Origin of the sequence: Micromonospora sp. DH14 (assembly GCF_029809455.1) — a bacterium.
In the GTDB taxonomy this organism is placed as follows: Bacteria; Actinomycetota; Actinomycetes; order Mycobacteriales; family Micromonosporaceae; genus Micromonospora; species Micromonospora parva.
This window is the reverse complement of sequence record NZ_JARVKT010000013.1, coordinates 145,243-169,029: the sequence shown is the minus strand read 5'-3', so window position 1 is coordinate 169,029 and position 23,787 is coordinate 145,243. Positions and strand designations below refer to the sequence as shown.

Genomic DNA, 23,787 nt, shown 5'->3' with positions numbered 1-23,787 from the left:
CTGACCGCGGGCGGCCGGCACCACCCGACGTCGTTCGTCGAGCGGTGCCGGGCGACCCCGCGGTATCGCTACCGCGCCCGGTCAGCGCACGTGCACGAACACCGGGTTCGAGTAGAACCACAGGTCGTCCCACGGGCTCTCCAGGCCGTCGGCCAGCGGCTCGGCCTCGTCCGTGCTGGTGCCACGCACCCGCGCGTAGGTGTCCGCCTCGACGTTGCGCAGGGTGTGCCGGATGACGTAGCTGTCGCCCTGCCGACGCCAGTCGCGCGGGCCGAACCGGGCCACCACCTTGGTGGTGGGGTTGGTGTCGGCGTCCAGGCTGGCGCTCGGGCCGGTGATCTGGCCGACGATCAGGTCGACCCGGCGGACCTCGGGCCGGTCGCCGTTCGCGTTCACCCCACCCAGCGGGCGGAAGGTGATCTCGATGTCGACGTCGGTACGGCTCCGACGGCTCACCGTGATCGTCTCGCCCACCTCGGCGGTTTTGCCCTGGGACGTGGCGGTGACGTCGAGGCTGCGGATCAGGTCACCGGTGGTGACCCAGATCCGGCCGTTGCGCAGGCCGTCCATGATGTCGCCGTAGTCCTGGCGGGCGTGCACGTAGGTCTTGCTGTACTCCCCCGGCCAGAAGTCGGACCCGCCACGGGTCCAGTGCACGTGCGAGTCCGAGGTGGCGGTGATCCACCAGCGCCGACCCTCGCCGAGCAGTGAGTCCCACAGCCCACCGACCCGGGCGGTCATCTGGTCGAAGCCGCCGTAGGTGGGGTGGTTGCCGTACCCGCCGCGCGCGCCGCCGTTGAGCGGGCCGGCCTGGTGCCCGGGTGCGCCCTCGAAGCCGATGTAGACGTCCGGCGCGGCATTGTTGCCGTTGCGGAACTCGCGCGGGGTGTCCTGGCCGTACACGCCGAGGCCGGGCGCCGAACGGGACGCGTGGTGGGCGATCACCAGCGGCTTGTGCGGCATGCCCCGGGCGACCTTGAGGAACTCCACCATCTTCGCCTCGGTGTCCCGGGTCGGGTCGGTGGGGAACGCGTCGTACTTGGCGAACCGGCTCTCCAACTCGAAGAGCTGCTTCGCCTCGTCGTCGTGGCGCGGGATCATCAGCGTGTGGTGGTCCAGCGAGGGCGCGTCGAACTCCATGCCCCAGAACTGGAGCACCTCGGGGACCAGCTTGCGGGAACGCAGCAGGTCGGGGTACGCCTGCTCGATGTTCACCTTCGAGTGGGTGGGTCCACCGTGGTCGGTGCACATCGCCCAGGTCAGGCCGAAGTTCTTCGCCATGATGGCGTTGGTGACGATCGGGTAGACCGCGTCCGCGCCCTTGTGGAAGACGACCGGGGACTTCGTGGTGTCGAACTCGCCGCTGTACTCGGAGTGGACGTGGTGGTCACCCGCCCGCCACACCCGGTTCTTGGAGTCACCCCGGTCGGGCTTGTCGTGGTCGGCCGGCCGGCGGTCCTCGTCGGCCCACGCCGCTCCGGCGCCGACCAGTGGGCTGGCCGCGGCCAGCGTCGCGCCGACGCCCGCATACTTGACCAGCTTGCGCCGGGACAGCTGCGGGTGCTCGGTCTCTTCGGAATGCCTGTCTGACACGTGGGTACCTCTCCTCGATCAAGCGAATGATCTTTCGATCAAGGAGCCTTGAAGAGGCCGGTGAACACCCGCCGTACGCAGCGGGTGCTCACGATGAACACCCTGCTCCGACCGGTGGGGAGCCGGGCGGGTGGCAGCGAGCCGGTCAGATCCGGGCGCGCGGCAACCAGCCGAGGAACCGGTGCCGGACCCGAGGCAGCGGCAGCGTGGGCAGGTCCTCGGCGGCGGCGACGAGGCAGGAGCCGAGGTAGACCGCGAGGGAGGCGCGCGCGCCGCCGAACTCGGCCAGCAGTTGACTCTGCTTGGTGGCGCAGGGCCACTCGCGGCCGCAGCCGGTGCAGGTCCAACCTGGCGGGTTGGGCAGGTGTTCCGGCAGTTTGGCGCGGCGGTACCGGCCGACGACGCTGTTGTCCGAGCGCACGTCGTGTCGCCGGGTGGCGGGGCCCTCGTTGCGGTGGGGCGCCGGACGGGCGCCGGGAAGGTACCGTCCGACGGTGCCGAGGAGCACCCCGACGCGGATCAGGGCATCCGGTCCGACGTGCTGGGTCAGCAGGGCGGTCATCAGGTAGTGCCCGAGCAGGTCGAAGGCGTCCCGGTGCAGACCGAGGTCACGGCAGAGGTCGACGAAGTCCGGCGTGCTCAGTGGCACCCGGTCGTCGATGGCGCGGCGCAGCACCTCGCGCAGCCCGGCTCCGAGCCTTTCCAGCGCGTCGCTCTCGCCCAGACCCAGACTGTCCTCGTCTGCCACCCGGGCCAGCGCCTCGCCGACGGCGACCCGAACGATGCGGTCAGGATCAGTACTGTCCAACGCTTCCCCCCTTTGATGGCCGGTTTCCCGGCGGTGATCCGGTCGCCCCCGGAACGAATCATGAACAAGATTTCGCTGTCCTCGGTGAGGGTGGCTAGGACAGCAGGCGTAGAACCATTAGGCGGGTTAGCCGGAAAACGAAGTCGAGCTGCCGACACCGCACAGTGATTCGCAGGACGGCACGTCGGTGATTGCCGTATGGTGACATTCCCATCTACAGATATTGCGCCTCTGCGTTACGGGAGGTCAGACCAGATCCGACGCCCTCGACCGGTCGCCGCCGTCCCGCTCGCGACGTTCCACCTCACCGCACCGCCGGCCACCGACGTGCCGGGTCACCGCCGCGCACCCCGGCACGTCCCGATCCTGCCGTCGGCACCCGTTCCACGACCCGGCGGCACCTCCACCGGACGGAGACAGCGGATGACGTCATCGCCAGTGCAGACCCGCCAGTTCGACAGTCGTGACCCGGCGGCCATCCAGGAATTCCTCTCCGCCACGTACGACCCGAAGCTGCGCATTCACAGCAGGAACGGATATCGGCTCACCCACCGCCGCGTCGACACCGGTCCGTTCGCCCTCGCGAGCACCAGCCAGACCGGGCACCTGGAGATCGATGCCAGCACCCTCGGCGGGCTGGTCATCGGTCGCTCCCGCAGCGCGCGCGTCGACCGGGCCTGCGCCGGATCGGCCCACCGGTTCGGCCCCGGCGAGGTCTTCCTCGTCACCAGGCCGGACGAGCCGTGCACCGTCCAGTGGCACCCCGGTGAGGTGGAGCTGTGCGTACTGGATCTGTCGGTGCTGGCGCAGGTGGCCACCACCGCGCCGGCCCGCCGGCCCGGTCGGATCGAGTTCACCGAACTGGGTGCCGCCGGTCCGGCCCTCGCCCGGCAGTGGCGCAACACCACGAGCTTCGTCCGCGACGTCGTGTTGAACAGCCCGACCGACGGGGCGCAATCGCTGGTGATCGGCAACGCCGCCCGGATGCTGGCCGCGGCGGCGCTCGCGGTCTTCCCGAACACGGCGTTCACCGAACCGACCGCCGCGGACCGGAACGACGCCACCACCGCCACGTTGCGGCGGTCGATCGCGTTTCTGGAGGAGCACGCCGATCGTGACATCAGCGCGGCCGACATCGCCGGCGCGGCCGGCGTCTCGCTGCGGGCGGTGCAACTCGCCTTCCGCCGTCACCTCGGCACCACCCCCATGGCCTACCTGCGTCGGCTCCGGCTCGCTCGGGCACACCACGACCTGGTCCGCGCCGACCCACGCCAGGAGACGGTCTCGGCGATCGCCAGCCGGTGGGGGTTCGCCAGCCACAGCAGGTTCACCGCGCGGTACCACGCCAGCTACGGCGTGCCGCCGCGCGAGACGCTGAATACCTGAGAGTCAGCCTCGGTCGCGCTCGTTTCTGTCGCGGGCGGTCTGCAACTCGGGCACCGACGCCTCCAGCAGATCGGCGAGACCCCGCAGCTGCTCGGCGACCCGGGCGCCGAGGGGGGTCAACGAGTATTCGACGCGCGGTGGGATCGCGGTGAGCACCTCGCGGGTGAGCATTCCGTCGCGTTCGAGGGTCTGCAGGGTCTGGGAGAGCATTCGCTCGCTGACCCCGTCGATGCGACGCCGCAGCGCGTTGAACCGGTAGCGACCCTCGCCGAGCGCCAACAGCACCAGCGAGGCCCACTTCGAGGTGACGTCCTCGAAGGCGGCACGGGAGGTGCAACCCCGCGCGAAGACATCGCTGACGAATTCCTGGGTAGGCCCCGCCGGATCCTGGGCCGGCCTGTCGCTCACCTCACCAGCCTATCTCATGCCCCATTCTTGGTTAGTGCTGTAGATTCGTAAGTGCCTGCTGATTCGTCATCACCCCTTCGGAGGTTCCCATGCCCACCTACGCCGTCACCGGCGCCACCGGCCGACTGGGCCGGCTGGTGATCGAGCAACTGCTCGACAACGGCGTACCCGCCGTCGAGATCGCCGCCATCGTCCGCAGTCCGGAGAAGGCCGCCGATCTGGCCGCACGCGGGGTCGAGATCCGCAAGGCCAACTACGACGACCCGTCGACGCTGCCCGGCGCCGTGGCCGGCGTACGCCGACTGCTGCTCATCTCCGGCGACACCCCCGGTCAGCGCGTCGCACAGCACACCGCTGTCATCGACGCCGCCAAGCTCGCCGGGGTCGAGCGTCTCGTCTACACCAGCATCCTGAAGGCCGACACCACGGCGAACCCGCTCGCCCCGGAGCACAAGGCCACCGAGGAGGTCCTCGCCGCGTCCGGACTGAGCTACACAGTGCTGCGCAACGGCTGGTACACCGAGAACTACACCGACCAGCTGCCGCAGTACCTGGGGTCCGGCACCATCCTCGGCGCCACCGGCGGCAGCACGATCTCCGCGGCGACCCGGGCCGACTACGCAGGGGCCGCGGTGGCGGCGTTGACCAGCGACGAGGACGGCAACGCCGTCCACGAACTGGGCGGCACCGCGTTCACCTTCGACGAGCTGGCCGAGGCCGTCACCGAGGTCACCGGCACCACAGTCGTCCACCAGGACATGTCGGCCGCCGAACTGGCCTCGGCCCTGCAGAACGTCGGCCTGGACGCCGGCACCGCCGGCTTCGTCGCCGCGCTCGACCAGTCGATCGCCGACGGCGAGCTGGCGACCGACAGCGACGACCTCAGTCGGCTGCTCGGCCGGCCGAGCACCCCGCTGCGCGACGCCATCCGGGCCCCCCGGGCCTGACCGGTCACCAGCGAAGCGGCCGGCGGGGCAGATCCCCGCCGGCCGCCACCTGGTGCGGCCGGGCACGTATCCTCGGCGGCATGCTCAGGCACGTCAATGACCGGTTCCGCCGGCACGCCGGGCCGCCACGTCGGGACCCCGCGCGGTCCAACCCGGACCGTTGGGGGTCGGTCCGGTGAGCGGCGACGTCGTCGTCCGCGCCGCCGTCGAGCAGGACGACCCCGAGCGGGTCTTCGACGTGCTGTGGCAGCTCGCTCCCGGCGACGCGCGGCCGGACTCCTCCCGGCTGGCCAGCGCCTGGCGCGACCTGCACGCGCAGGCTGGTCGCCGCCTCCTGCTGGCCGTCGCCGGGGACACCTTCGTGGGGACCCTGGACACCCTGGTCGCCCCCAACCTCACCCACGGCGCGCGACCGTACATGGTGGTGGAGAACGTGGTGGTCGCGCCCGGATGGCGCCGTCGCGGCGTCGCCCGGGCCCTGGTGCTGGCGGCCCTCGACGACGCGACGGCGGCCGGCTGCTACAAGGTCCAGCTGGTGTCGAACGCCGCGCGCACCGACGCCCACGAGTTCTACGCGTCAGTCGGTTTCACGCAGTCCGCCCTCGGCTACCGCCGGTACCTCACCACCGCTTCGTGACCCGGTCAGCCCGCCTCGGTCGGCTCGGTGAGCAGCAGGCCAGTCAGCAGACCGCGTAGGGTCCGCTCGACGAGGTCCGCGCGGGGCGTCGGCCCGGAGGGCTGACCGAACGCCGCGACCAGGTGCGGGTACGCCGTGAGGTCCACCCCGGCGAAGCTGAACGCCCCGGCGGCGGACTCCTGACGGGCGAAGAGGCTGGCCACGCCGGTCATCATCGCGATGGCCTCGAACTTGGCGGCCACCGGGCAGCGCACGGGTTCCAGGACGTCGATGCAGTTGTCGAACCAGGCCAGGGTCTCCGGGCCGATGCCGGACGGCCGGTGGAACACGTCGAGCAACCACGGGTGGGCGCCGAACAGCGCCAACTGCCGGCGGCCCAACAGCACCATCGTCGCCAACCAGTCGCCCTCCACCCGCGGGTACGGGCGCAGGTCCCGCACGGCCCGGTCGGTCATCAGGTCCAGCAGGTCGTCGCGGGACGACAGGTAGCGGTAGAGGGAGCCGGCGCCGGTGCCGAGCGCGGCGGCCACGGCGCGCATCGACACCGCGGCCAGCCCCTCGGTGTCGGCCAGCGCGATGGCGGCGGCGACGATGCTGTCCCGGCTGCGCGCCGGGGCGGGGCCACGGCTGCCCCGTTCGGGCCTGCTCCAGATCGGCTGCCGGTCGCCGTCGCCGACGCGCGGCGGTACGTCACTCACCGATCCACACTAAACGGCAACCGCCGTTCGCCGGTCGGGTCGTCGCCGCGAGGCGGCGTGGTCGACCACTGTCATTGATCTTGGCTAGGCTGGTGGGCATGTCCGCACACCATCGGCACCGCGACGACGACGGCCGGAGGTGGGTCACCTGCTCGGCGCGCCCGATCGAGCCGGCCACCTGGTGAGCGACGCACCCGTGCCCGCCCCACGGGGTGGGCCGGCCACTCCACAGCGGCACCAGCCGGGTTGGGCCGACCGTTGCGACCGACTGGCCCGGTCCCGCCCCTTCGAGATCGCCATCGTCGTGGTCATCCTCGCCAACGGCATCGTTCTCGGCCTGGAGACCTACGACAACCTGAGCCCGGCGGGCACCGCGCTGCACTGGCTGGAGGTGTTCTTCCGGGCCGTCTTCGTCGTCGAGATCGCCATCCGGTTGGCGGCGTACGGCAAGCGCCCACAGGACTTCTTCCGGCACGGCTGGAACGTCTTCGACTTCGTGGTGATCGCCGCGATCTTCATCCCGGGCCTGCACGGCGACCCGGCGCTGCTGCGGGTCGTGCGGGTCGCCCGCATGGTCCGCCTGGTGCGGTTCTCGCCGGGCCTGCGGACCATCGTCTCCGCGCTGTGGCGCAGCCTGCCGGGTGTCACCGGGTTCCTCGCCCTGGCCGTGGTGACGCTCTACGTGTACGGCATGGCCGGCTGGCTGATCTTCGGCAACACGTACCCGAAGGAGTACGGCGACATCGGCCGGTCGCTGCTGACGTTGTTCGTGCTGCTGTCGCTGGAGACGCTGCCGGACCTCATCGAGCAGGGCATGGCGATCTCGCCGTGGACGCTGCTCTACTACGTCAGCTACGTGGTCATCACCGTCAACCTGCTGCTCAACATCCTCATCGCGGTCATCGTCAACTCGATGGAGGAGGCCCGCCGGTTGGAGATGACCGAGCGACTGGCTCCCGGCTACGACGAGGACGGCGACGGCGTACCGGACGAGGTGGACCGGATCGCGCTCACCCAACGGCTGGACGACCTGCGGGCGGTCATCACCGAATTGGAACGTGAGCTGCGCATCGACCGGGACGACGGGCACAGCCGACCGCACCGGGACAACGCCCGCACCGGACGGTGATTCGACGCTCGCGCTGCGTGTTCGCGTTCGGATAGTGTCGACGGCGGTCCCATCGGCCTCCGAAGAGGGGTACCGGCATGACGACGAGTGTGGACACCGCCCAGACCGCCACCCATCCCACTGACGCGCTCGGCCCGGTGATCGACGACGTGATCCGCCCGCAGGCGCCGATCGTCGACCGGGACGGCGCCTTCCCCCGCCCCGGTGTCGACGCCCTCGCCGCGGCCGGCCTGCTCGGCCTGGCGTCCTCGACCGAGATCGGTGGCGGCGGCCACGGCATGCGGGCGGTCGCCGAGGTCATCGAGCGCCTCGCCGCCGAGTGCGGGTCCACCGCGATGGTGGTGCTGATGCACTACGCGGCGACCGCCGTCATCGAGGCCCACGGCCCACGCGACGTCCGCGCCGCCATCGCCGCAGGCGACCACCTCACCACGCTGGCCTTCTCCGAGTACGGCTCGCGCAGCCACTTCTGGTCGCCGACCGGCACCGCGACAGCCGCCGCCGACGAGACGGTCCGCCTCGACGCCCGCAAGAGCTGGGTCACCTCGGCCGGTGAGGCCAACAGCTACGTGTGGTCGAGCCTTCCGCTGGCCCCCGGTGCCGGCCCGATGACGCTGTGGCTCGTACCCGCCGACAGCGCCGGCCTGAGCGTGACCGGAGACTTCGACGGGCTGGGCCTGCGCGGCAACGGTTCCCGGCCGATGACCGCCGACGGGCTCCGGGTCGCGTCGACGGCACGGATGGCGGCCGACGGGGCCGGGCTCGACACCGCGCTCGGCGCGGTCCTGCCCTGGTTCCTGGTGCTCAACGCCGCGTTCTGCCTCGGTCTGGCGGCCAGCGCGGTCGCCGAGGCCGGCCGCCACCTCACCCGCACCACGCTCGCGCACACCGGAGCGGCCCTGCGCGACGCGCCCGTCACCCGACGCGACCTCGCACGCCTGATGATCCGCACCGACGCGCTGCGCGCCTTCCTGGGCGACACGCTCACCGCGCTGGAGACCGGCCGGGACGACGCGATGCTGCGGGTGCTCCAGGTCAAGGCGCTCGCTGGCGAAACCGTCGCCGACGTGACCGACGGTGCCATGCAACTCTGCGGCGGCAGCGCCTTCCGCAAGGAGTTGGGCCTTGAGCGCCGTTTCCGGGACGCCCGCGCGGCCCGGGTGATGGCACCCACCACCGACGCGCTGCACGACTTCGTCGGCCGGGTCGCCACCGGGCTGCCACTGCTCGACGAGGCGAACCGCTGATGCCCGCGCCCGGCGTTCTGATGGGCGCTGTCGCGTACGACCCGAAGGTGGTGACCATCTGGGAGGGCTTCCGCGCCTGGCTGCGCGGTCGGGGCCTGAACTTCGACTTCGTCCTCTACTCCCACTACGAGCGACAGGTCGAGGACCTCGTCGCCGGGCGGATCGACGCGGCCTGGAACTCTCCCCTGGCCTGGCTGCGCGCCGAGCGGCTGGCGGCCGCCAACGGCACGAGCGTACGCGCGCTCACCATGCGCGACACCGACCAGGACCTCACCTCGGTCGTGGTGGTCCGTGCGGAGTCGCCGGTGCGCCAGATCGCCGACCTCGCCGGGCGGGTGGTCGCCGTCGGCGCGCTGGACAGTCCGCAGGCGACGCTGATTCCGCTCGGCCACCTCGCGGCGGCCGGGGTGACTGTCGACGTCCGTCGCTTCGACGTGGGTGTCGGCCTGCACGGCGACCACATCGGCGGTGAGCGCGACGCGGCCCGCGCCCTGGTGGCCGGGGAGGTCGACGCCGCCTGCATGATCGACGCCAACCATCTGGGGTTCGTCCAGGAGGGCACGTTACCGCCCGACGGCACCCGGATCGTGGCGCAGACCGCCCCCTACGACCACTGCAACATGACGGTCCGCACGCCGGAGTCCGACGGGGTCCGGCTCTTCGGCGCGCTGCTGCTCGGCATGTCGTACGCCGATCCGCAGGTGCGTCCGCTGCTCGACCTGGAGGGGCTGACGGCCTGGCGCGACGGCCGCGCCACGGGGTACGCAGCCCTGGCCGAGGCGGTCGACGCCGGCGGCTTCTACTCCCCCGACGGGCGGGTGACGGCCCCGGACTACCGGCCGTGAGCGCGGCGCCCGTCGCCGAGGTCGACCTCGGCGACCTGGGTTTCGCCCGGGGTGCGCACCTGCTCGTGCAACGCGCGCTGGGTGGGCTGCCACCCGGCGGCCGGTTGGCGGTCGCCGGCCGCGACCCGGCGTTGCGCGTACACCTGCCCGCCTGGTGTCGTGCTCGGGGCCACCGGGTCGAATGGCCGGATCGGGGTGACCGCAGCGATCTGGTGGCGGTGGTGGTCCGGGGGTCGGCGGACGACGACCGCTGGTCCGGCGCCGAGCGGGCCGGGCCGGCCCTGCCGACGGTGCTCAGCAGCCGTCCGCCGGCCCGGTGGGGGCTCGGCGCCCGGGGCGCGCTCCTCGAAGCCGGAGGCCCGCAGGCCCGGTTCGACCTGGACGACCGCGACCTGGTCTGGGCCGACATCGCCCCGCAGCTGTACGCGCAGGCCGCCGCCCGACAGTGGGACCCGCAGACCGCGGTGCCGTGGGACGACCCGTTCGCGCTGCCGACCGACGTCGAAGCCGCTGTGGTGCAGGTGATGACCTACCTGGTCGAGAACGAGCAGGCCGCCCTCGTCGTGCCGGCCCGGTTCGTGGGGCGCATCCACCCGCACTTTCGGGAGGTGGTGCAGCTGCTCGCCGTGCAGATGGCCGACGAGGCCCGGCACATGGAGGTCTTCAGCCGGCGGGCGCTGCTGCGGGGCGCCGAGTTGGGCACCTCGTCGGCCGGCGGCCGGCAGTCGCTGTTCACGCTGGTCGCGGAGTCGGACTTCGCGTTGGCGTCGTTCCTGCTCTCCGTGCTCGGCGAGGGCAGCTTCGTCGATCTGCTCGCGTTCCTGCACGAGAACGCCCCGGACCCGGTGACGCGTCGGATCTGCTGGCTCGCCATGCAGGACGAACGGCGGCACGTCGTGTTCGGCATGGCGCACCTGGAACATCAGGCGCACCTCGATCCGCTGCTGCGCGACCGGCTGCGCGCGGCCATCCACCGTCGCCACGACGCGCTGGTCGACACCGCGGGGCTCAACGCGGACGTCTTCGACGCGCTGGTGGTGCTCGCGGCGGGTGGGTGGCATCCGGACGACGTGTCCGCCGGCTTCGACCGGGTGCAAGCTCTGCAACACGCCATGGACCAGGGCCGCCAGCGCCGCCTCGTCCGGCTGGGTTTCCGGCCCGACGAGGCGGCGGCGCTCTCCGCCCTGCACACCCGCAACTTCATGTAGGCGCGCAGTACGGTGGAGCGACGATGACCAGCGAATCCGGCGCGGTCCGCGAGGCGCTACTGCGGCTGCGCGCGCAGACCGAGGCTCAGGCCACCGCCCTGGAGGGCGACCTGCGGGGCCTCTTCGAGGCGTCCCGGTCGTCCAACGCCGACGACGAACACGACCCCGAGGGCAGCACTATCGCCTTCGAACGCGCGCAGCTCATCGCCGTCCTGGACGCCACCCGCCGACGCCTGACGGAGTTGGACGTCGCGCTGCGGCGGGTGGACGACGGCAGCTACGGCGTGTGCGAACGGTGTCTGCGTCCCATTCCCGCCGAACGTCTCGTCGCCCGCCCATCAGCGCGTACCTGTGTGGCGTGCGCCGATCGACGGTAGCCGCACCGCCGTCACCGGCCGCCGGCGTAGCGGGCACGGTCGCCGAGCTCCTCCTCGATGCGGATGAGCTGGTTGTACTTGGCAGTGCGGTCCGAGCGCGACAGGGAACCCGTCTTGATCTGCCCGCAGCCGACGCCGACGGCCAGGTCGGCGATGGTGGTGTCCTCGGTCTCGCCGGAGCGGTGCGACATCACCACCCGGTACCCGGCCTTGTGGGCGGCGTCCACCGTCGCCAGGGTCTCGGTGAGCGTGCCGATCTGGTTGACCTTGACCAGGATCGCGTTGGCGTAACCGCCGTCGATCCCGTCACGCAGCCGGTCGACGTCGGTGCAGAACACGTCGTCGCCGACCAACTGCACGCGCTCCCCCGCCGCCGCCGTCAGCCGCTGCCAGCCGGCGATGTCGTCCTCGGCCATCGGGTCCTCGATCGAGCTGATCGGGTAGCGGGAGAGCAGGTCCAGCAGGTAGTCGATGTGCTCGTCGACGGTGCGCTGACGTCCCTCGCCGACGTAGTCGTAGACGCCGTCGCGGAAGAACTCCGAACTGGCCGGGTCGAGGCAGATCAGCACGTCGGAACCGGGCTGGTAACCGGTGTCCTCGATGGCGCGCAGCACGAACCGCAGTGCCTCGTCGGCGTCCGTGACGTTCGGGGCGAAGCCACCCTCGTCACCGACGTTGGTGTTGTGCCCGGCCGCGGCCAGGGACGCCCTGAGGGTGTGGAAGACCTCCGAGCCCATCCGGACCGCCTCGGCGAAGGTCCGCGCGCCGACCGGGGCGATCATGAACTCCTGGAAGTCGAGCGGATTGTCGGCGTGCGCGCCACCGTTGATGATGTTCATCATCGGCACCGGCAGCAGGCGGGCGCCGACGCCACCGACGTAGCGGTAGAGCGGCTGCCGGTGGGCCGACGCCGCCGCCTTCGCGGTCGCCAGGGACACCGCCAGGATCGCGTTGGCGCCCAGTCGGCCCTTGTCCTTGGAACCGTCGAGGTCGATCATCGTCTCGTCGATCAGGGCCTGGTCCTCCGCGTCGAGCCCGCGCACCGCGTCGGCGATCTCCCCGTTCACCGCGGCGACGGCCGCGCTGACCCCCTTGCCGTGAAAACGCGTCAGGTCCCCGTCGCGCCGCTCGACCGCCTCGTTGGCCCCCGTCGACGCGCCGGACGGCACGGCGGCCCGTCCGGTCGACCCGTCGGCGAGGACCACGTCGGCCTCCACCGTCGGGTTGCCCCTGCTGTCGAGGATCTGCCGACCCCGCACCCGACTGATTGCCGTCATCGCACACTCCCTGCTCAAGCTGCTGTTTCACCGCCAGACTGGCAGGAAACGGCGGCCCTGACACCGCGACGATGGACACGTTGACCCGTACCCCGGGGTGCGGGTTTAGGGTCGCGGGATGCGGGTGGGTGAGTTGGCACGACGGACCGGAACCACGGTCCGGGCACTGCGGTACTACGAGTCGGCCGGGCTGGTCGTGCCCCGGCGGTTGAGCAACGGCTACCGGGAGTACGACCCGATCGCGGTGCGGCTGGTGGCCCAGATCCGCGAGCTGATGGCGCTCGGCCTGACCGTCGAGGAGACCCGACCGTTCGTCGAGTCGATCGCCGGTGGTGCCGACGACACCGACGTGTGCGCTGCGGCGGTGGCCACGTACCGCAGCACCATCACCAACCTGCAGGAACGGATCGGCAGGTTGACCGCCCAGCGGGACGCGTTGGACGCGCGCCTCGACGCCGCCGCGACCCAGGTCGTACCCGGCAGTCAGGTGGAGGGCGCCGACCCCACCGGGCTGGTCGGCGCCACAGTGCCACCGCTGTCCTTCTACGGCACCGACGGCCGCCCGGTCGACCTCGGCGCGCTCGGCGCCGGGCGCACCGTCATCTTCGTCTACCCGCTGACCGGGCGGCCGGGCGTCGACCTGCCCAATGGGCTGCTGGAGATCCACGGCGCCCGGGGCAGCACCGAGCAGGCCGCCTGGTTCCGCGACCACCACGCGGAGCTGCGCGCCGCCGGCGCCGCCCGGGTGTACGGGCTGTCCGCGCAGTCGACCGGCTACCAGCGTGAACTCGCGCACCGGCTGCGGCTGCCGTACCCGCTGATCCCCGACCCGAGGCTGACCCTGGCCGCCGCGCTGCGTCTGCCGACCCGTACCGCCGGCGACATGACGCTCTACGAGCGGCTGACGTTGATCATCGCCGACGGCGTGGTCGAACACGTCTTCCACCCGATCCAGGACCCGGCGTCGCACCCCCTGCACGTGATGCGGTGGCTCACCAAGCGACGCCAGGCCCCCGGATCGGTCGCCGCCTAGAACTCGTCGTCGAAGGCGACGGTGCCGCTCACCCCGACCTGGTACGCCGACACCCGCCGCTCGAAGAAGTTGGACAGCTCCTGCACGTCCTGCAACTCCATGAAACCGAACGGATTGCTCGACCCGTAGTGCGCCGGGATGCCGAGCTGGGCGAGGCGGCGGTCGGCGACGTGCTGGAGATACTCCCGCATGTCGGCCAGGGTCAGACCGGGCACGCCGTGACCCAGCAGGTCCTCGGCGAACTGCACCTCACACTCGACGGCCTCGGTGAGCATCTGCCGGACCTGGTCGGCGAGGTCGTCGTCGAAGAGGTCCGGCTCCTCGGCGCGGACGGTGTCGACGACGTCGAACGCGAACGCCATGTGCATGGACTCGTCGCGGAACACCCAGTTGGTGCCGGAGGCGAGGCCGTGCAACAGGCCGCGGGAGCGCAGGAAGTAGACGTAGGCGAACGCGCCGTAGAAGAACAACCCCTCGATGCAGGCGGCGAAGCAGATCAGGTTCAGCAGGAACGTCCGCCGGTCGTCGCGGGTCCGCAACTCCCGCAGGTCGCCCAGGGAGTCGATCCAGCGGAAGCAGAACTCGGCCTTGCGCCGGATCGAGGGGATGTTCTCGATCGCCGCGAAGGCCTCGAAGCGTTCGGTCTCGTCGGGCACGTACGTGTCGAGCAGGTTCAGATAGAACTGGACGTGCACCGCCTCCTCGAACAGCTGCCGGGACAGGTAGAGGCGGCCCTCGGGGCTGTTGACGTGCTGGTAGAGGTTGAGCACCAGGTTGTTGGCGACGATCGTGTCGCCGGTGGCGAAGAACGCCACCAGGCGGCTGACCAGGTGCCGTTCGGCCGGCGACAACTTGTCCAGGTCGGCGAGGTCGGCGTGCAGGTCGACCTCCTCGACGGTCCAGGTGTTGCGGATGGCGTCGCGGAACCGGTCGAAGAAGTGCGGGTAGCGCATCGGGCGCAGGGTGAGGTCCATCCCGGGGTCGAGCAGCATGTGCGTGGTCCTCGTATCGGTGGCGGCGTCGGTGGTGGTGGCGTCGGCGGGGCTCACTGGCAGGCCTCGCACGACTCGGGGTTCTCCAGTGAGCAGGCCAGCGCGTCGGCGTCGACGACGACGGGGGCGACGGCGCTGACGGTGGCCTGCTGGATCCGCGTCGCGGGGCGCGAGCGCAGGTAGTACGTGGTCTTCAGGCCGGCCTTCCAGGCGTAGAGGTACATCGAGGAGAGCTTGCCGATGGTCGGCGCGGCCAGGAACAGGTTCAGCGACTGGGACTGGTCGATGAACGGGGCGCGGGCGGCGGCCAGGTCGATCAGCGCCCGCTGCGGCAGCTCCCACGCGGTGCGGAACAGCTCCCGTACGCCGGCCGGCAGCTCGGCGATGTCCTGCACCGACCCCTCGGCCCGCTTGATCGCCGAACGGATCCGCTCGGTCCACAGACCGCGTGCCTTCAACTCCCGAACCAGAGCGGTGTTGACCTGGAGGAACTCCCCCGACAGGGTCTCGCGCTTGAACAGGTTGGACACCTGCGGCTCGATGCACTCGTAGCACCCGGCGATCGAGGCGATGGTGGCGGTCGGCGCGACCGCCACCAGCAGCGAGTTGCGCAGCCCGTACGCCTCGACCCGCTCGCGCAGGGCGTCCCAGCGGGCCGTCTGGGTACCCTCGACACCCCACAGGTCGGGCTGGAGCTGGCCCCGCGCGGCCCGGGTCTGCGGGTACGCCGGGTGCGCGCCGAAGTCGCGGGCCAGGTCGGCGGAGGTCTCCAGCGCGGTCAGGTACAGCTCCTCGCTGATCCGGGTGGACAGTTCCCGGGCGGCCGGCGAGTCGAACGGCAGCCGCAGGGTGAAGAAGACGTCCTGCAGGCCCATCAGCCCGAGCCCGACCGGCCGCCAGCGGGGGTTGCTCGCCGCCGCCTGCGCGGTCGGGTAGTAGTTGATGTCGATGACCCGGTCGAGGAAGGTCACCGCGGTCCGCACCGTGGCGCGCAGCCGCTCCCAGTCGATGCCGCCGTCGGCGAGGTGGGCGGCGAGGTTCACCGAGCCCAGGTTGCACACGGCGGTCTCGGCGTCGCTGGACACCTCGACGATCTCGGTGCAGAGGTTGGACAGGTGCACCACGTTGCCCGGCTCGGCGGTCTGGTTGCACAGCCGGTTCGACGCGTCCTTGAAGGTCATCCAGCCGTTGCCGGTCTGGGCCAGGGTGCGCATCATCGTGCCGTACAGCTCCCGCGCCGGGACCTGCCGCACGTACCGGCCCTGCGCCTCGGCCTCCCGGTACGCGGCGTCGAACCGCTCCCCCCACAGGTCGGGCAGATCGGGCACCTCGTGCGGGTCGAACAGCGACCACATCTCGTCGGCCTCGACCCGGCGCATGAACTCGTCCGGGATCCAGTTGGCCAGGTTCAGGTTGTGGGTGCGCCGGGCGTCCTCGCCGGTGTTGTCCCGCAGGTGCAGGAACTCCTCGATGTCCGGGTGCCACGGCTCCAGGTAGACGCAGGCGGCGCCCTTGCGCCGGCCACCCTGGTTGACCGCCGCCACGCTCGCGTCCAGGGTGCGCAGCCACGGCACGATCCCGTTGGACTGCCCGTTGGTGCCCCGGATCAGCGCGCCGCGGGAGCGGACCCGGGAGTACGCGATGCCGATGCCACCGGCGAACTTGGACAGGTTGGCGACCTGGGCGTACCGGGCGTAGATCGAGTCCAACTCGTCGAGCGGGGAGTCGACCAGGTAGCAGGAGGACATCTGGGTGTGCCGGGTCCCGGAGTTGAACAAGGTCGGTGAGCTGGGCAGGTAGGCCAGGCTGGACATCAGTCGGTAGAAGCCGACCGCCTCGTCCGCCGTCCGGGACAGGCCGCAGGCCACCCGCAGCAGCCAGTACTGCGGGGTCTCCAGCACCAGTCGGTTGGTGGGGTGGCGCAGCAGGTAGCGGTCGTACACGGTGCGCAGGCCGAAGTACTCGAACCGGCGGTCGCCGTCCGGGTCGACGGCGGCATCGAGGGTCGTGGCGTGTGCGGCGACGAACGCGGCGGTGTCGTCGCCGATCAGACCCTCGGCGTGGCCGACCCGGATCGCCGCGCTGAACGAGGTGATGCCCTGCCGGCGTACCTCCTTGTCGACGTAGCCGGCCAGCAGCCGCGCGGCGAGGCGGGAGTACTGCGGCTCCTCGCCGATCATCTCGGCCGCGGTCTGGATGGAGAGCCGGTCCAGTTCGGCGGTGGTGGCGCCGTCGTAGAGGCCGCTGATGGTGCGGGTGGCCACCCGCATCGGGTCGACGTCGGTCAGGTCGTCGGCCCACCGCTCGACCGCCCGGACGATCTTGTTCACGTCCACGGGCTCGGTAGCGCCGTCGCGCTTGCGGACCCGCATCGGCGTCCGCCGCGCGGGCGTGTCGGCGGCGGCCGGGACTACCTGGGTGACTGTCACCACTCGCTCCTCGGAGTTCGAGACCTGGTGGCCCGGACGCGAGGAGACAGACACCGACGGACGCCACGCCGGCGCGGCGTGGGATCAGGTGGCGTCAGCCGTCCCACGCGGCCTCGGACCGCCGCGCACCCGGGTGCGGGTACGCGGCGCGCTGGCAGGTCTTCGGACTCGCGGGCACGACCGGGCTCGCCGGTCTCCTAGTGGCCGTCGCTTCCCAGGCCGATGGGTGGCCCAGTGCTGATGACGGCGGTCGTTCCCACTCACCGCTGCGGGACAGTCCCGGATTTCCACCGGGTTCCCTGTTGCCTCGACCGCGCCGGATGAGCGGCCGAACCAGCTGCGCTCGACACCATATATAGGGACGCAGCCGTTGTCACACCCCACATGTCGGTTTCGGGCGTGTCGGCGGCCAGCGCGGTGACCACCGTCACCACCCGGGCCGCGCACGCCGCCCCGGAGGACGCCGGCACCGGGGGCACGATTCTCCGCGCCGGTGTTGACAATGGTCAGTGGACCGACACCCGACACAAACATCATATGTCTGGGTGTCCGTAGTGATCGACAACGTTGACGCGCTCAACGAGCCGTCCGTATACTCCTAGTTATCATCTGATCTTTAGCCTAGCCGGGCGAGGAGCGCATGCCGCAGATCACTGCCGTCACCGTCGAGGACGTCCGCTTCCCCACCTCCCTGACCGCTGACGGGTCAGACGCCATGAACAAGGACGGCGACTACTCGGCGGCCTACGTCGTGCTGCACACCGACGGCGTCGACGGCGCGGGCGCGCCGCTCGCGGGGCACGGGCTGACCTTCACCATCGGCCGTGGCAACGACATCGTCGCGGCGGCGGCGGTCCACCAGGCACAGCGCCTCGTGGGCCTGGACGTGGCGACGATGGCGGCGGACATGGGCGCCGTCTACCGCCTCCTGACCTCCGACTCGCAGCTGCGCTGGCTCGGCCCCGAGAAGGGCGTCGTCCACCTGTCGCTGGCGGCCGTGCTGAACGCGTCGTGGGACCTGGCCGCCCGGGTCGCCGACAAGCCACTGTGGCGGCTGCTCGTCGACATGTCCCCCGAGCAACTCGTCGACATCGCGGACCTGCGCTACCTCTCCGACGCTTTGACCCGGGACGAGGCGTTGGCCATCCTGCGCGCCAAGGAAGGCACGAAGGCCGCCCGCCTCGCCGAGCTCGACCGGACCGGCTACCCCGCCTACACCACCTCGGCGGGCTGGCTCGGCTACGGCGACGACAAGCTGCGCCGGCTGTGCCAGGAGGCGGTGGACAGCGGCTACGGCTACGTCAAGCTCAAGGTCGGCGCCAACCTCGACGACGACATCCGCCGCTGCGCGATCGCCCGGGAGATCCTCGGCCCGGACCGCAACCTGATGATCGACGCCAACCAGGTGTGGGATGTCGGCCAGGCCATCGAGTGGGTCACCGCCCTCGCCCGGTTCAAGCCGCTCTGGATCGAGGAGCCGACCAGCCCCGACGACATCCTCGGCCACGCCGCCGTCCGCCGTGCCGTCGCTCCGATCGGCGTGGCCACCGGCGAGCACTGCCACAACCGGGTGATGTTCAAGCAGCTGTTCCAGGCCGAGGCCATCGACTTCTGCCAGCTCGACACCGGCAGGTTGGCCAGCATCAACGAGATCGTCGCCGTGCTGCTGCTCGCCGCGAAGTTCGACATCCCGGTGTGCCCCCACGCCGGCGGGGTCGGGCTGTGCGAGATGGTCCAACACGTCTCGGTGCTCGACTACGTGGCGATCTCGGGGGATCTCACCAACCGGGTCACCGAGTTCGTCGACCACCTGCACGAACACTTCACCGACCCGTGCATCATCCGCGACACCGGCTCGGGAAGCGGTTACGTCCTGCCCAGCCAGCCCGGCTACTCCACCCGGATGCGTCCCGAGTCGGTCACGCTCTACCGGTTTCCCGACGGCCACTACTGGGCCGCGGCAGACCCGACTACCGTGTCATCTCCGGAGGCGTACGTGATCGCGGGTGGACAGGCCACCCCCGTCGGCCGCTAGGGGAAGCATGTCTCGCACAGACGAAGTGGTCAACGGCATCAAACGGATGATCCTCGAAGGGCAGTTCAGGCCCGGTGACCGGCTGCCCGTCGAGAAGGACCTCGCCGAGTCGCTCGGCGTCTCACGGGGCTCGCTGCGCGAGGGGATGTCCGCGCTGTCGATCCTCGGCATCGTCAACATCCGCCAGGGCGACGGCACCTACGTCACCAACCTCGACGCCCCGCAACTGCTGGCCCCGATGGGTTTCGTGGTCGACTTCCAGGGTCAGGGCGACCCGCGGCACATCCACACCGTCCGGCGACTGCTGGAGTGCGAGGCCGCCCGGTTGGCGGCCACCAGGATCACCGACGAGGCGTTGGCTCAGGCGGGAAACCTGCTCGACGAGGCGGCCCGGCTGGTCGGCCAGTCGCCGCAGGACCACGAGCGGATCATGGAGATCGACATCGCCTTCCACCGGATCATCGCCGTGCACGCCGAGAATCCGGTGCTCGTCGGCCTGATCGAGGCCTTCGCCGGGCGCACCATCCGCGGCCGGCTCTGGCGCAGCCTGCACGAGGAGGGCGCGGACCTGCGGACCCACGACGAACATGTGGCGATCCTGAAGGCCCTCGTGGCGCGCGACCCGGAGCGGGCCCGCACCCGGATGGCCAACCACCTGATCGGTGTGGAGGAGTCGTTGCAAGGGTCGCCCGACGACGCCGACGCGAACATCGAGACGGCCCGCTCGTGACCGCGCACGACTGCACGTCGAGCGGCGGCCCGGGCGTCCACCCCACGCCCCGCCCCAGCCACTGATCGAACCCCACGGGTCGACCCGGAGACACACCACCGATCTGGCAGATTGACCATGTTAGCGGTAACACTCTGTTCATAGATGGCGGAACGCGCGGCGCCGCCGGCTCCCGACACAGTCGTCTTTTGGTCTGACGAATCCCACCGCCCGCCGCTATCTCTCGAACCCACAAACACCGTTGTGCGCGGACGTCGTCAGTGCCCGGGGTCCGGGTTGACCGCCCGAGGTCGCACCGATACCGTCGAGCCACTATCTGCGGCGACGCGAGGGAAGCCGGTGTGAATCCGGCGCGGTCGCGCCACTGTGAGCGGTTCCCCGACAGGGGGCCGCGAGCCAGGACGCTCGGTCGTCCGCAGCCTTGCGATGGGGACGCGTCATCCCCGGGGAGGTTCGTGTGATCATGTCCAGCTCCGCTTCCAGCCAGCCGGTGGTGCACCCCGCCGGCAGTACCCGTCTGCTGTGGACGGCCCTGGCAACCGTTGTCGTGCTCGCCCTGCTGACCTACCTCGTCGCCTTCGACCAGGGAGCGGTGTCGCGCAGCGGGACGTACCTGCACGAGCTGATGCACGACGGCCGGCACCTGCTGGGCGTCCCGTGCCACTGAACCCCACCACCACTCCCCCGTTCCTCGCCGTCCTCGTCCGTGGGCTGCTCGCCGGTCTGATCGCCGGCCTGCTCGCCGGGGGGTTCGCGTACGTGGCCGGCGAGCCACACGTCGAGGCGGCCATCGCCATCGAGGAGGCCGCGACGCACGCCGAGCCCGCGGCGGGTGCCCACGATCACGGCGACGCCGTGGTCAGCCGGACGGGTCAGCGCGGCGGTCTGTTCCTGGCCACCGGCCTGTTCGGGGCCGCGATGGGTGGCCTGCTGGCCACGGCGTACGTTCTGCTGTCCCGTCGGCGGCGCGCCGAGGACGACGGGCGGTCGGGTCTGCTGCTGGCCGGCGCGGCGCTGCTCGGTGTGGTGATCGTGCCGTTCCTCAAGTACCCGGCGAACCCACCGGCGGTCGGCGACCCGGCCACCATCAACCAACGCACCGTCACCTACCTGCTGATGGTGGTGCTCGGGCTGGTGGCCGTGTGGGCCGGCTCGCTGGGCTACCGTTCGGTCGGCGCGCAGGCCCCGCCGTGGTTGCGCGCCGCTGCGGCGGTGGGTGGATTCCTGCTGGTCACGGCAGTGGCGTACGTGGTGATGCCGTCCTTCGAGGAGGTTCCGGCGACCTTCCCCGCGACCCTGCTGTGGAACTTCCGGTTGGCCTCGCTCGGCACCCAGGTCGTGCTCTGGACCGGCATCGGCCTGCTCTTCGCGGCCCTGATGCACCACGAGCGGCGTCGCCGGGCCGCCACCGCGCTGCCGGGCACGTGAGGGCGACCAGCCTTCGGCTGGTCGCCCACGGTCACACCGCCGCGCTGCGCCGGGCCCGCTTCGGCGGATCGGACGACGGCCTGGATGAGGGTGGCCTGCGGGCCGCTCTCGCCCAGGCCCAGGCTGGACCGGACCGAGGTGGACGCCCGGGTGTCGACGGTGCCTGCGTGTCCAGTCCAACGGCGGCGGCCATCCAGACCGCCGAGACACTCGGTCTGCTGCCCAGCATCGAAACGGCGTTGGCGGACTGTGACCACGGTGACTGGACCGGGCGGTCGATCGAGGAGATCGCCGTCGAGCAGCCGCAGGCGCTGCACGAGTGGCTATCCAGCGCTGACTCTGCGCCGCACGGCGGTGAGTCCGTCGCGGCTCTACGGGATCGGGTCGGTCGCTGGTTGGACGGGCAACGAGGCACCGGCCGACGGGTCACCGCCATCGCGCACCCGCTGGTGATCCGGGTCGCGGTCGTGCACGCCCTGGACCTGCCTTTGGCGACATACCGGCAGGTGGACGTGGAGCCGTTGGCCATTGTCCGGCTCACCAGCCAGGGCACCCGCTGGCACCTACGACTGACCACGCCGCGAGCGGGCTGAGGTCAGTCCAGCACGCCGGCCTGGTAGGCGAGAATCGCCGCCTGGACCCGATTGGCCAGGCCTAGCTTCGCCAGAATGTGGCTGACGTGGGTCTTCACCGTCGCCTCGCTCATGTAGAGCGTGGCCGCGATCGCGGTGTTGGACAGGCCGCCTCCGACGGCGACCAGGACTTCGCGTTCCCTTTCTGTGAGCACCGCTAGTCGTTGTTCGGCGTTGCTGCGCCGGTCGGATGTCGGGCCCGAGAATTGTCGAAGGAGCCTGCGGGTGACCCGCGGGGAGATCATCGCGTCGCCGCGCGCCGCGCTGCGCACCGCGTTGAGCATGTCCTCGGCGGAGGCATCCTTGAGCAGGAAGCCGACGGCGCCATAGCGAAGGGCGGTGTGCACGTACTCGTCGAGATCGAACGTGGTGAGCACGACGACGTGTGGTGGCCGGTCGAGCCGGGCGATCCGCTCGGTCGCAGTCAGCCCGTCGGTCCGCGGCATGCGGATGTCCATGAGGACGACGTCGGGCCGGAGCGTCCGTGCGAACTCGACCGCTTCGGCTCCGTCGGACGCCTCTCCCACCACCGCGATGTCCGGGGCTGCGTCGAGGATGGTGCGCAGCGTCGAACGCACCATCCATTCGTCGTCGACGATCAACGTTTTAGTCGGTGAGGTCATTGTCCTTCCCGGGTGAGATCGGTATCTCGGCGGCCACGCTGAATCCCCCGTCGGTTGTGGGGCCAGAGGCTAGTTCCCCGCCTATCAGATGGACGCGTTCGGCGAGGCCGAGGAGCCCGTGGCCGCCGACCGGCAGAGCCGGGGCGGTGCTGGGCCGTCCGCGGCCGTTGCTGATCGTCACCCGAAGCGACTGCCGTGTCTGCCGGATGCGTATCCGGGTCCGGGCGCCGGGCGCGTGCTTGTGCACGTTGGTCAGGGATTCCTGCACGATGCGGTAGGCAGCGTGCTCGACCAGCAGCGGCAGGCGTTCACCGGTCTCCTTCTCCAGATCCAGGGTGACCGGCACACCGAGCCGGCGGGACACCTCGACCAGCGCATGCAGATCGGCCAGGCCGGGGTGCGGGGCGAGCGGCGCGTCATCATCGCTGCGGAGAATTCCGACCAGAGCGCGCACCTCAGTGAGTGCCTCACGCCCGATCGCTCCGATCTGCCGTCCCCGGGCCACCGCGTCCTCGCCCCCGGCCGACTCCAGGGCGGTGGCCTGCAGCACAATCAGCGCCACCCGATGGGCGACGACGTCATGCATATCGCGGGCGATGTGGGCCCGTTCGTCGCTCCGGGCCTGGGCCACACGCTGGTGCTGCTCGCGTTCGAGGCGTTCGGCCCGCTCCCGGATCCGTTCGACCAACTCGCGCCGGGTGCCGACGTACAGCCCAAGGAACGCCGGAGCAACGCATACCGCGACGGTGACCGGAATCGCTCCATCGGCACCGGCGTACCGCCATATCGGGGTGCCGACCAGGACCACCGAGACCAGCACGCTTACGGCGACCTTCGGCCACGCCCTGGTGCGCTCTGCCAGCGTGTAGAGCGCGAGCACCACCGTCGCCTGGGCCGACACGAGGGCGGTCGCCGCCAGGGCACCAGCCAGCAGGACCGTCGGGGCCTGTCGGCGCCGCCAGGTCAGCAGGCCGACCGCGAGGCCGAGCGAGATACCGAGCCACAACGGAGGAAGGCCGGGACCGAAGCCGGCGAGGGTGGGACCGAAGAAATCCACCCCGAACTGGCCGGTCACCACGCACACGGCCATGGCGAACGCCGCTACCCCGTCGATCATCGACCGGCGGCGGGACCAGCGCAAAACCTGGTTCAGGAGACGCGAGATTATGATGCTGCCAGCGTAGGGCCGACCGACGGGCACAGGCATCGGCCTAAAGATGTACGCCAACCACGCCGGTCATCACCGAGAGATTGATTCGTTCTATCGGATCCGCCGACGCGCCGGGCGGCGCGCCCCGGCGAGGGTTGGGGGCATGCCCAGACGA

23 protein-coding genes and 2 riboswitches are annotated in these 23,787 nt (G+C 71.0%); of the genes, 14 read left to right on the top strand and 9 right to left on the bottom strand.

The annotated features are described in order from the left end of the window. Window positions 1–81: 81 nt before the first annotated feature. Both QCZ28_RS19035 and QCZ28_RS19030 read right to left on the bottom strand, forming a co-directional pair. Entirely contained in the window at window positions 82–1,593 is a 1,512-nt protein-coding gene (locus QCZ28_RS19035) for a phosphoesterase (protein ID WP_279517917.1), read from the bottom strand. 145 nt (window positions 1,594–1,738) lie between these two features. After that, entirely contained in the window at window positions 1,739–2,401 is a 663-nt protein-coding gene (locus QCZ28_RS19030) for a hypothetical protein (RefSeq protein ID WP_279517916.1), read from the bottom strand. A gap of 423 nt (window positions 2,402–2,824) precedes the next feature. On the opposite strand from QCZ28_RS19030, the gene QCZ28_RS19025 reads away from it, so the two are divergent. Then, window positions 2,825–3,787 (top strand): helix-turn-helix transcriptional regulator, encoded by a 963-nt coding sequence (locus tag QCZ28_RS19025; protein ID WP_279517915.1) that lies wholly within the window; start codon window positions 2,825–2,827, stop codon window positions 3,785–3,787. A gap of 3 nt (window positions 3,788–3,790) precedes the next feature. On the opposite strand, the gene QCZ28_RS19020 is transcribed toward QCZ28_RS19025, so the two are convergent. Then, on the bottom strand, window positions 3,791–4,195 hold the full coding sequence (locus QCZ28_RS19020; RefSeq protein WP_279517914.1) for a helix-turn-helix domain-containing protein: 405 nt from the start codon (window positions 4,193–4,195) through the stop codon (window positions 3,791–3,793). An 89-nt stretch (window positions 4,196–4,284) separates the two neighbouring features. On the opposite strand from QCZ28_RS19020, the gene QCZ28_RS19015 reads away from it, so the two are divergent. Together QCZ28_RS19015 and QCZ28_RS19010 are read left to right on the top strand one after the other, a co-directional pair. Then, entirely contained in the window at window positions 4,285–5,142 is an 858-nt protein-coding gene (locus QCZ28_RS19015) for an SDR family oxidoreductase (RefSeq protein ID WP_279517913.1), read from the top strand. A 175-nt stretch (window positions 5,143–5,317) separates the two neighbouring features. Beyond that, the gene (locus QCZ28_RS19010; RefSeq protein WP_279517912.1) at window positions 5,318–5,779 is read left to right on the top strand and encodes a GNAT family N-acetyltransferase; all 462 of its coding nucleotides are present in this window, start codon (window positions 5,318–5,320) and stop codon (window positions 5,777–5,779) included. 5 nt (window positions 5,780–5,784) lie between these two features. Here QCZ28_RS19010 and QCZ28_RS19005 read toward each other — a convergent pair whose 3' ends face one another. Next, on the bottom strand, window positions 5,785–6,477 hold the full coding sequence (locus tag QCZ28_RS19005; protein ID WP_279517911.1) for a helix-turn-helix domain containing protein: 693 nt from the start codon (window positions 6,475–6,477) through the stop codon (window positions 5,785–5,787). 181 nt (window positions 6,478–6,658) lie between these two features. Here QCZ28_RS19005 and QCZ28_RS19000 point away from each other — a divergent pair, with 181 nt between their 5' ends. From QCZ28_RS19000 to QCZ28_RS18980, 5 genes are all read left to right on the top strand, one after another. After that, a complete protein-coding gene (locus QCZ28_RS19000; RefSeq protein WP_279517910.1) occupies window positions 6,659–7,606 on the top strand; it encodes an ion transporter in 948 nt (315 codons plus the stop codon). A gap of 77 nt (window positions 7,607–7,683) precedes the next feature. Then, window positions 7,684–8,853 carry an acyl-CoA/acyl-ACP dehydrogenase gene (locus tag QCZ28_RS18995; protein ID WP_279517909.1) on the top strand — a complete coding sequence of 390 codons (1,170 nt, stop codon included), beginning with the start codon at window positions 7,684–7,686 and terminating at the stop codon, window positions 8,851–8,853. Then, a complete protein-coding gene (locus tag QCZ28_RS18990) occupies window positions 8,853–9,698 on the top strand; it encodes a PhnD/SsuA/transferrin family substrate-binding protein (protein WP_279517908.1) in 846 nt (281 codons plus the stop codon). Before QCZ28_RS18995 ends, QCZ28_RS18990 begins: the two co-directional genes overlap by 1 nt. Beyond that, complete coding sequence (locus QCZ28_RS18985; RefSeq protein WP_279517907.1) at window positions 9,695–10,906, top strand: ferritin-like domain-containing protein; 1,212 nt, start codon at window positions 9,695–9,697, stop codon at window positions 10,904–10,906. The genes QCZ28_RS18990 and QCZ28_RS18985 overlap by 4 nt, the downstream gene beginning before the upstream one ends. Window positions 10,907–10,929: 23 nt before the next feature. Continuing rightward, window positions 10,930–11,283 (top strand): TraR/DksA C4-type zinc finger protein, encoded by a 354-nt coding sequence (locus QCZ28_RS18980; protein WP_279517906.1) that lies wholly within the window; start codon window positions 10,930–10,932, stop codon window positions 11,281–11,283. Between the two features lie 11 nt (window positions 11,284–11,294). Here the strand turns inward: QCZ28_RS18980 and eno are convergent, their stop codons facing one another. After that, window positions 11,295–12,560: a phosphopyruvate hydratase gene (gene eno / locus QCZ28_RS18975; protein ID WP_279517905.1), complete on the bottom strand. Its 1,266-nt coding sequence runs from the start codon at window positions 12,558–12,560 to the stop codon at window positions 11,295–11,297. Window positions 12,561–12,678: 118 nt separating this feature from the next. Between eno and QCZ28_RS18970 the strand changes: the two genes are divergently transcribed. Further along, window positions 12,679–13,593 (top strand): MerR family transcriptional regulator, encoded by a 915-nt coding sequence (locus tag QCZ28_RS18970; RefSeq protein WP_279517904.1) that lies wholly within the window; start codon window positions 12,679–12,681, stop codon window positions 13,591–13,593. On the opposite strand, the gene QCZ28_RS18965 is transcribed toward QCZ28_RS18970, so the two are convergent. Both QCZ28_RS18965 and QCZ28_RS18960 read right to left on the bottom strand, forming a co-directional pair. Beyond that, window positions 13,590–14,585, bottom strand: coding sequence for a ribonucleotide-diphosphate reductase subunit beta (locus tag QCZ28_RS18965; RefSeq protein ID WP_279517950.1), 996 nt, complete (start codon window positions 14,583–14,585; stop codon window positions 13,590–13,592). The genes QCZ28_RS18970 and QCZ28_RS18965 overlap by 4 nt on opposite strands. A gap of 53 nt (window positions 14,586–14,638) precedes the next feature. Beyond that, the gene (locus QCZ28_RS18960; protein ID WP_279517949.1) at window positions 14,639–16,957 is read right to left on the bottom strand and encodes a ribonucleoside-diphosphate reductase subunit alpha; all 2,319 of its coding nucleotides are present in this window, start codon (window positions 16,955–16,957) and stop codon (window positions 14,639–14,641) included. Window positions 16,958–17,149: 192 nt separating this feature from the next. Beyond that, a riboswitch (cobalamin riboswitch) is annotated at window positions 17,150–17,367 on the bottom strand. A 287-nt stretch (window positions 17,368–17,654) separates the two neighbouring features. Here QCZ28_RS18960 and QCZ28_RS18955 point away from each other — a divergent pair. From QCZ28_RS18955 to QCZ28_RS18935, 5 genes are all read left to right on the top strand, one after another. Further along, window positions 17,655–19,049: an enolase C-terminal domain-like protein gene (locus tag QCZ28_RS18955; protein ID WP_279517903.1), complete on the top strand. Its 1,395-nt coding sequence runs from the start codon at window positions 17,655–17,657 to the stop codon at window positions 19,047–19,049. Between the two features lie 7 nt (window positions 19,050–19,056). Next, a complete protein-coding gene (locus QCZ28_RS18950) occupies window positions 19,057–19,779 on the top strand; it encodes a FadR/GntR family transcriptional regulator (protein ID WP_279517902.1) in 723 nt (240 codons plus the stop codon). Between the two features lie 331 nt (window positions 19,780–20,110). Continuing rightward, window positions 20,111–20,184: riboswitch (cobalamin riboswitch) on the top strand. Window positions 20,185–20,242: 58 nt separating this feature from the next. Continuing rightward, a complete protein-coding gene (locus QCZ28_RS18945; RefSeq protein WP_030336294.1) occupies window positions 20,243–20,446 on the top strand; it encodes a CbtB domain-containing protein in 204 nt (67 codons plus the stop codon). After that, on the top strand, window positions 20,437–21,207 hold the full coding sequence (locus tag QCZ28_RS18940) for a CbtA family protein (RefSeq protein WP_279517901.1): 771 nt from the start codon (window positions 20,437–20,439) through the stop codon (window positions 21,205–21,207). Before QCZ28_RS18945 ends, QCZ28_RS18940 begins: the two co-directional genes overlap by 10 nt. Beyond that, complete coding sequence (locus QCZ28_RS18935) at window positions 21,204–21,800, top strand: histidine phosphatase family protein (protein WP_279517900.1); 597 nt, start codon at window positions 21,204–21,206, stop codon at window positions 21,798–21,800. Before QCZ28_RS18940 ends, QCZ28_RS18935 begins: the two co-directional genes overlap by 4 nt. Window positions 21,801–21,802: 2 nt before the next feature. On the opposite strand, the gene QCZ28_RS18930 is transcribed toward QCZ28_RS18935, so the two are convergent. Both QCZ28_RS18930 and QCZ28_RS18925 read right to left on the bottom strand, forming a co-directional pair. Then, on the bottom strand, window positions 21,803–22,462 hold the full coding sequence (locus tag QCZ28_RS18930; protein ID WP_279517899.1) for a response regulator transcription factor: 660 nt from the start codon (window positions 22,460–22,462) through the stop codon (window positions 21,803–21,805). Beyond that, the gene (locus QCZ28_RS18925) at window positions 22,446–23,663 is read right to left on the bottom strand and encodes a histidine kinase (RefSeq protein ID WP_279517898.1); all 1,218 of its coding nucleotides are present in this window, start codon (window positions 23,661–23,663) and stop codon (window positions 22,446–22,448) included. The genes QCZ28_RS18930 and QCZ28_RS18925 overlap by 17 nt, the downstream gene beginning before the upstream one ends. Window positions 23,664–23,787: the final 124 nt, after the last annotated feature.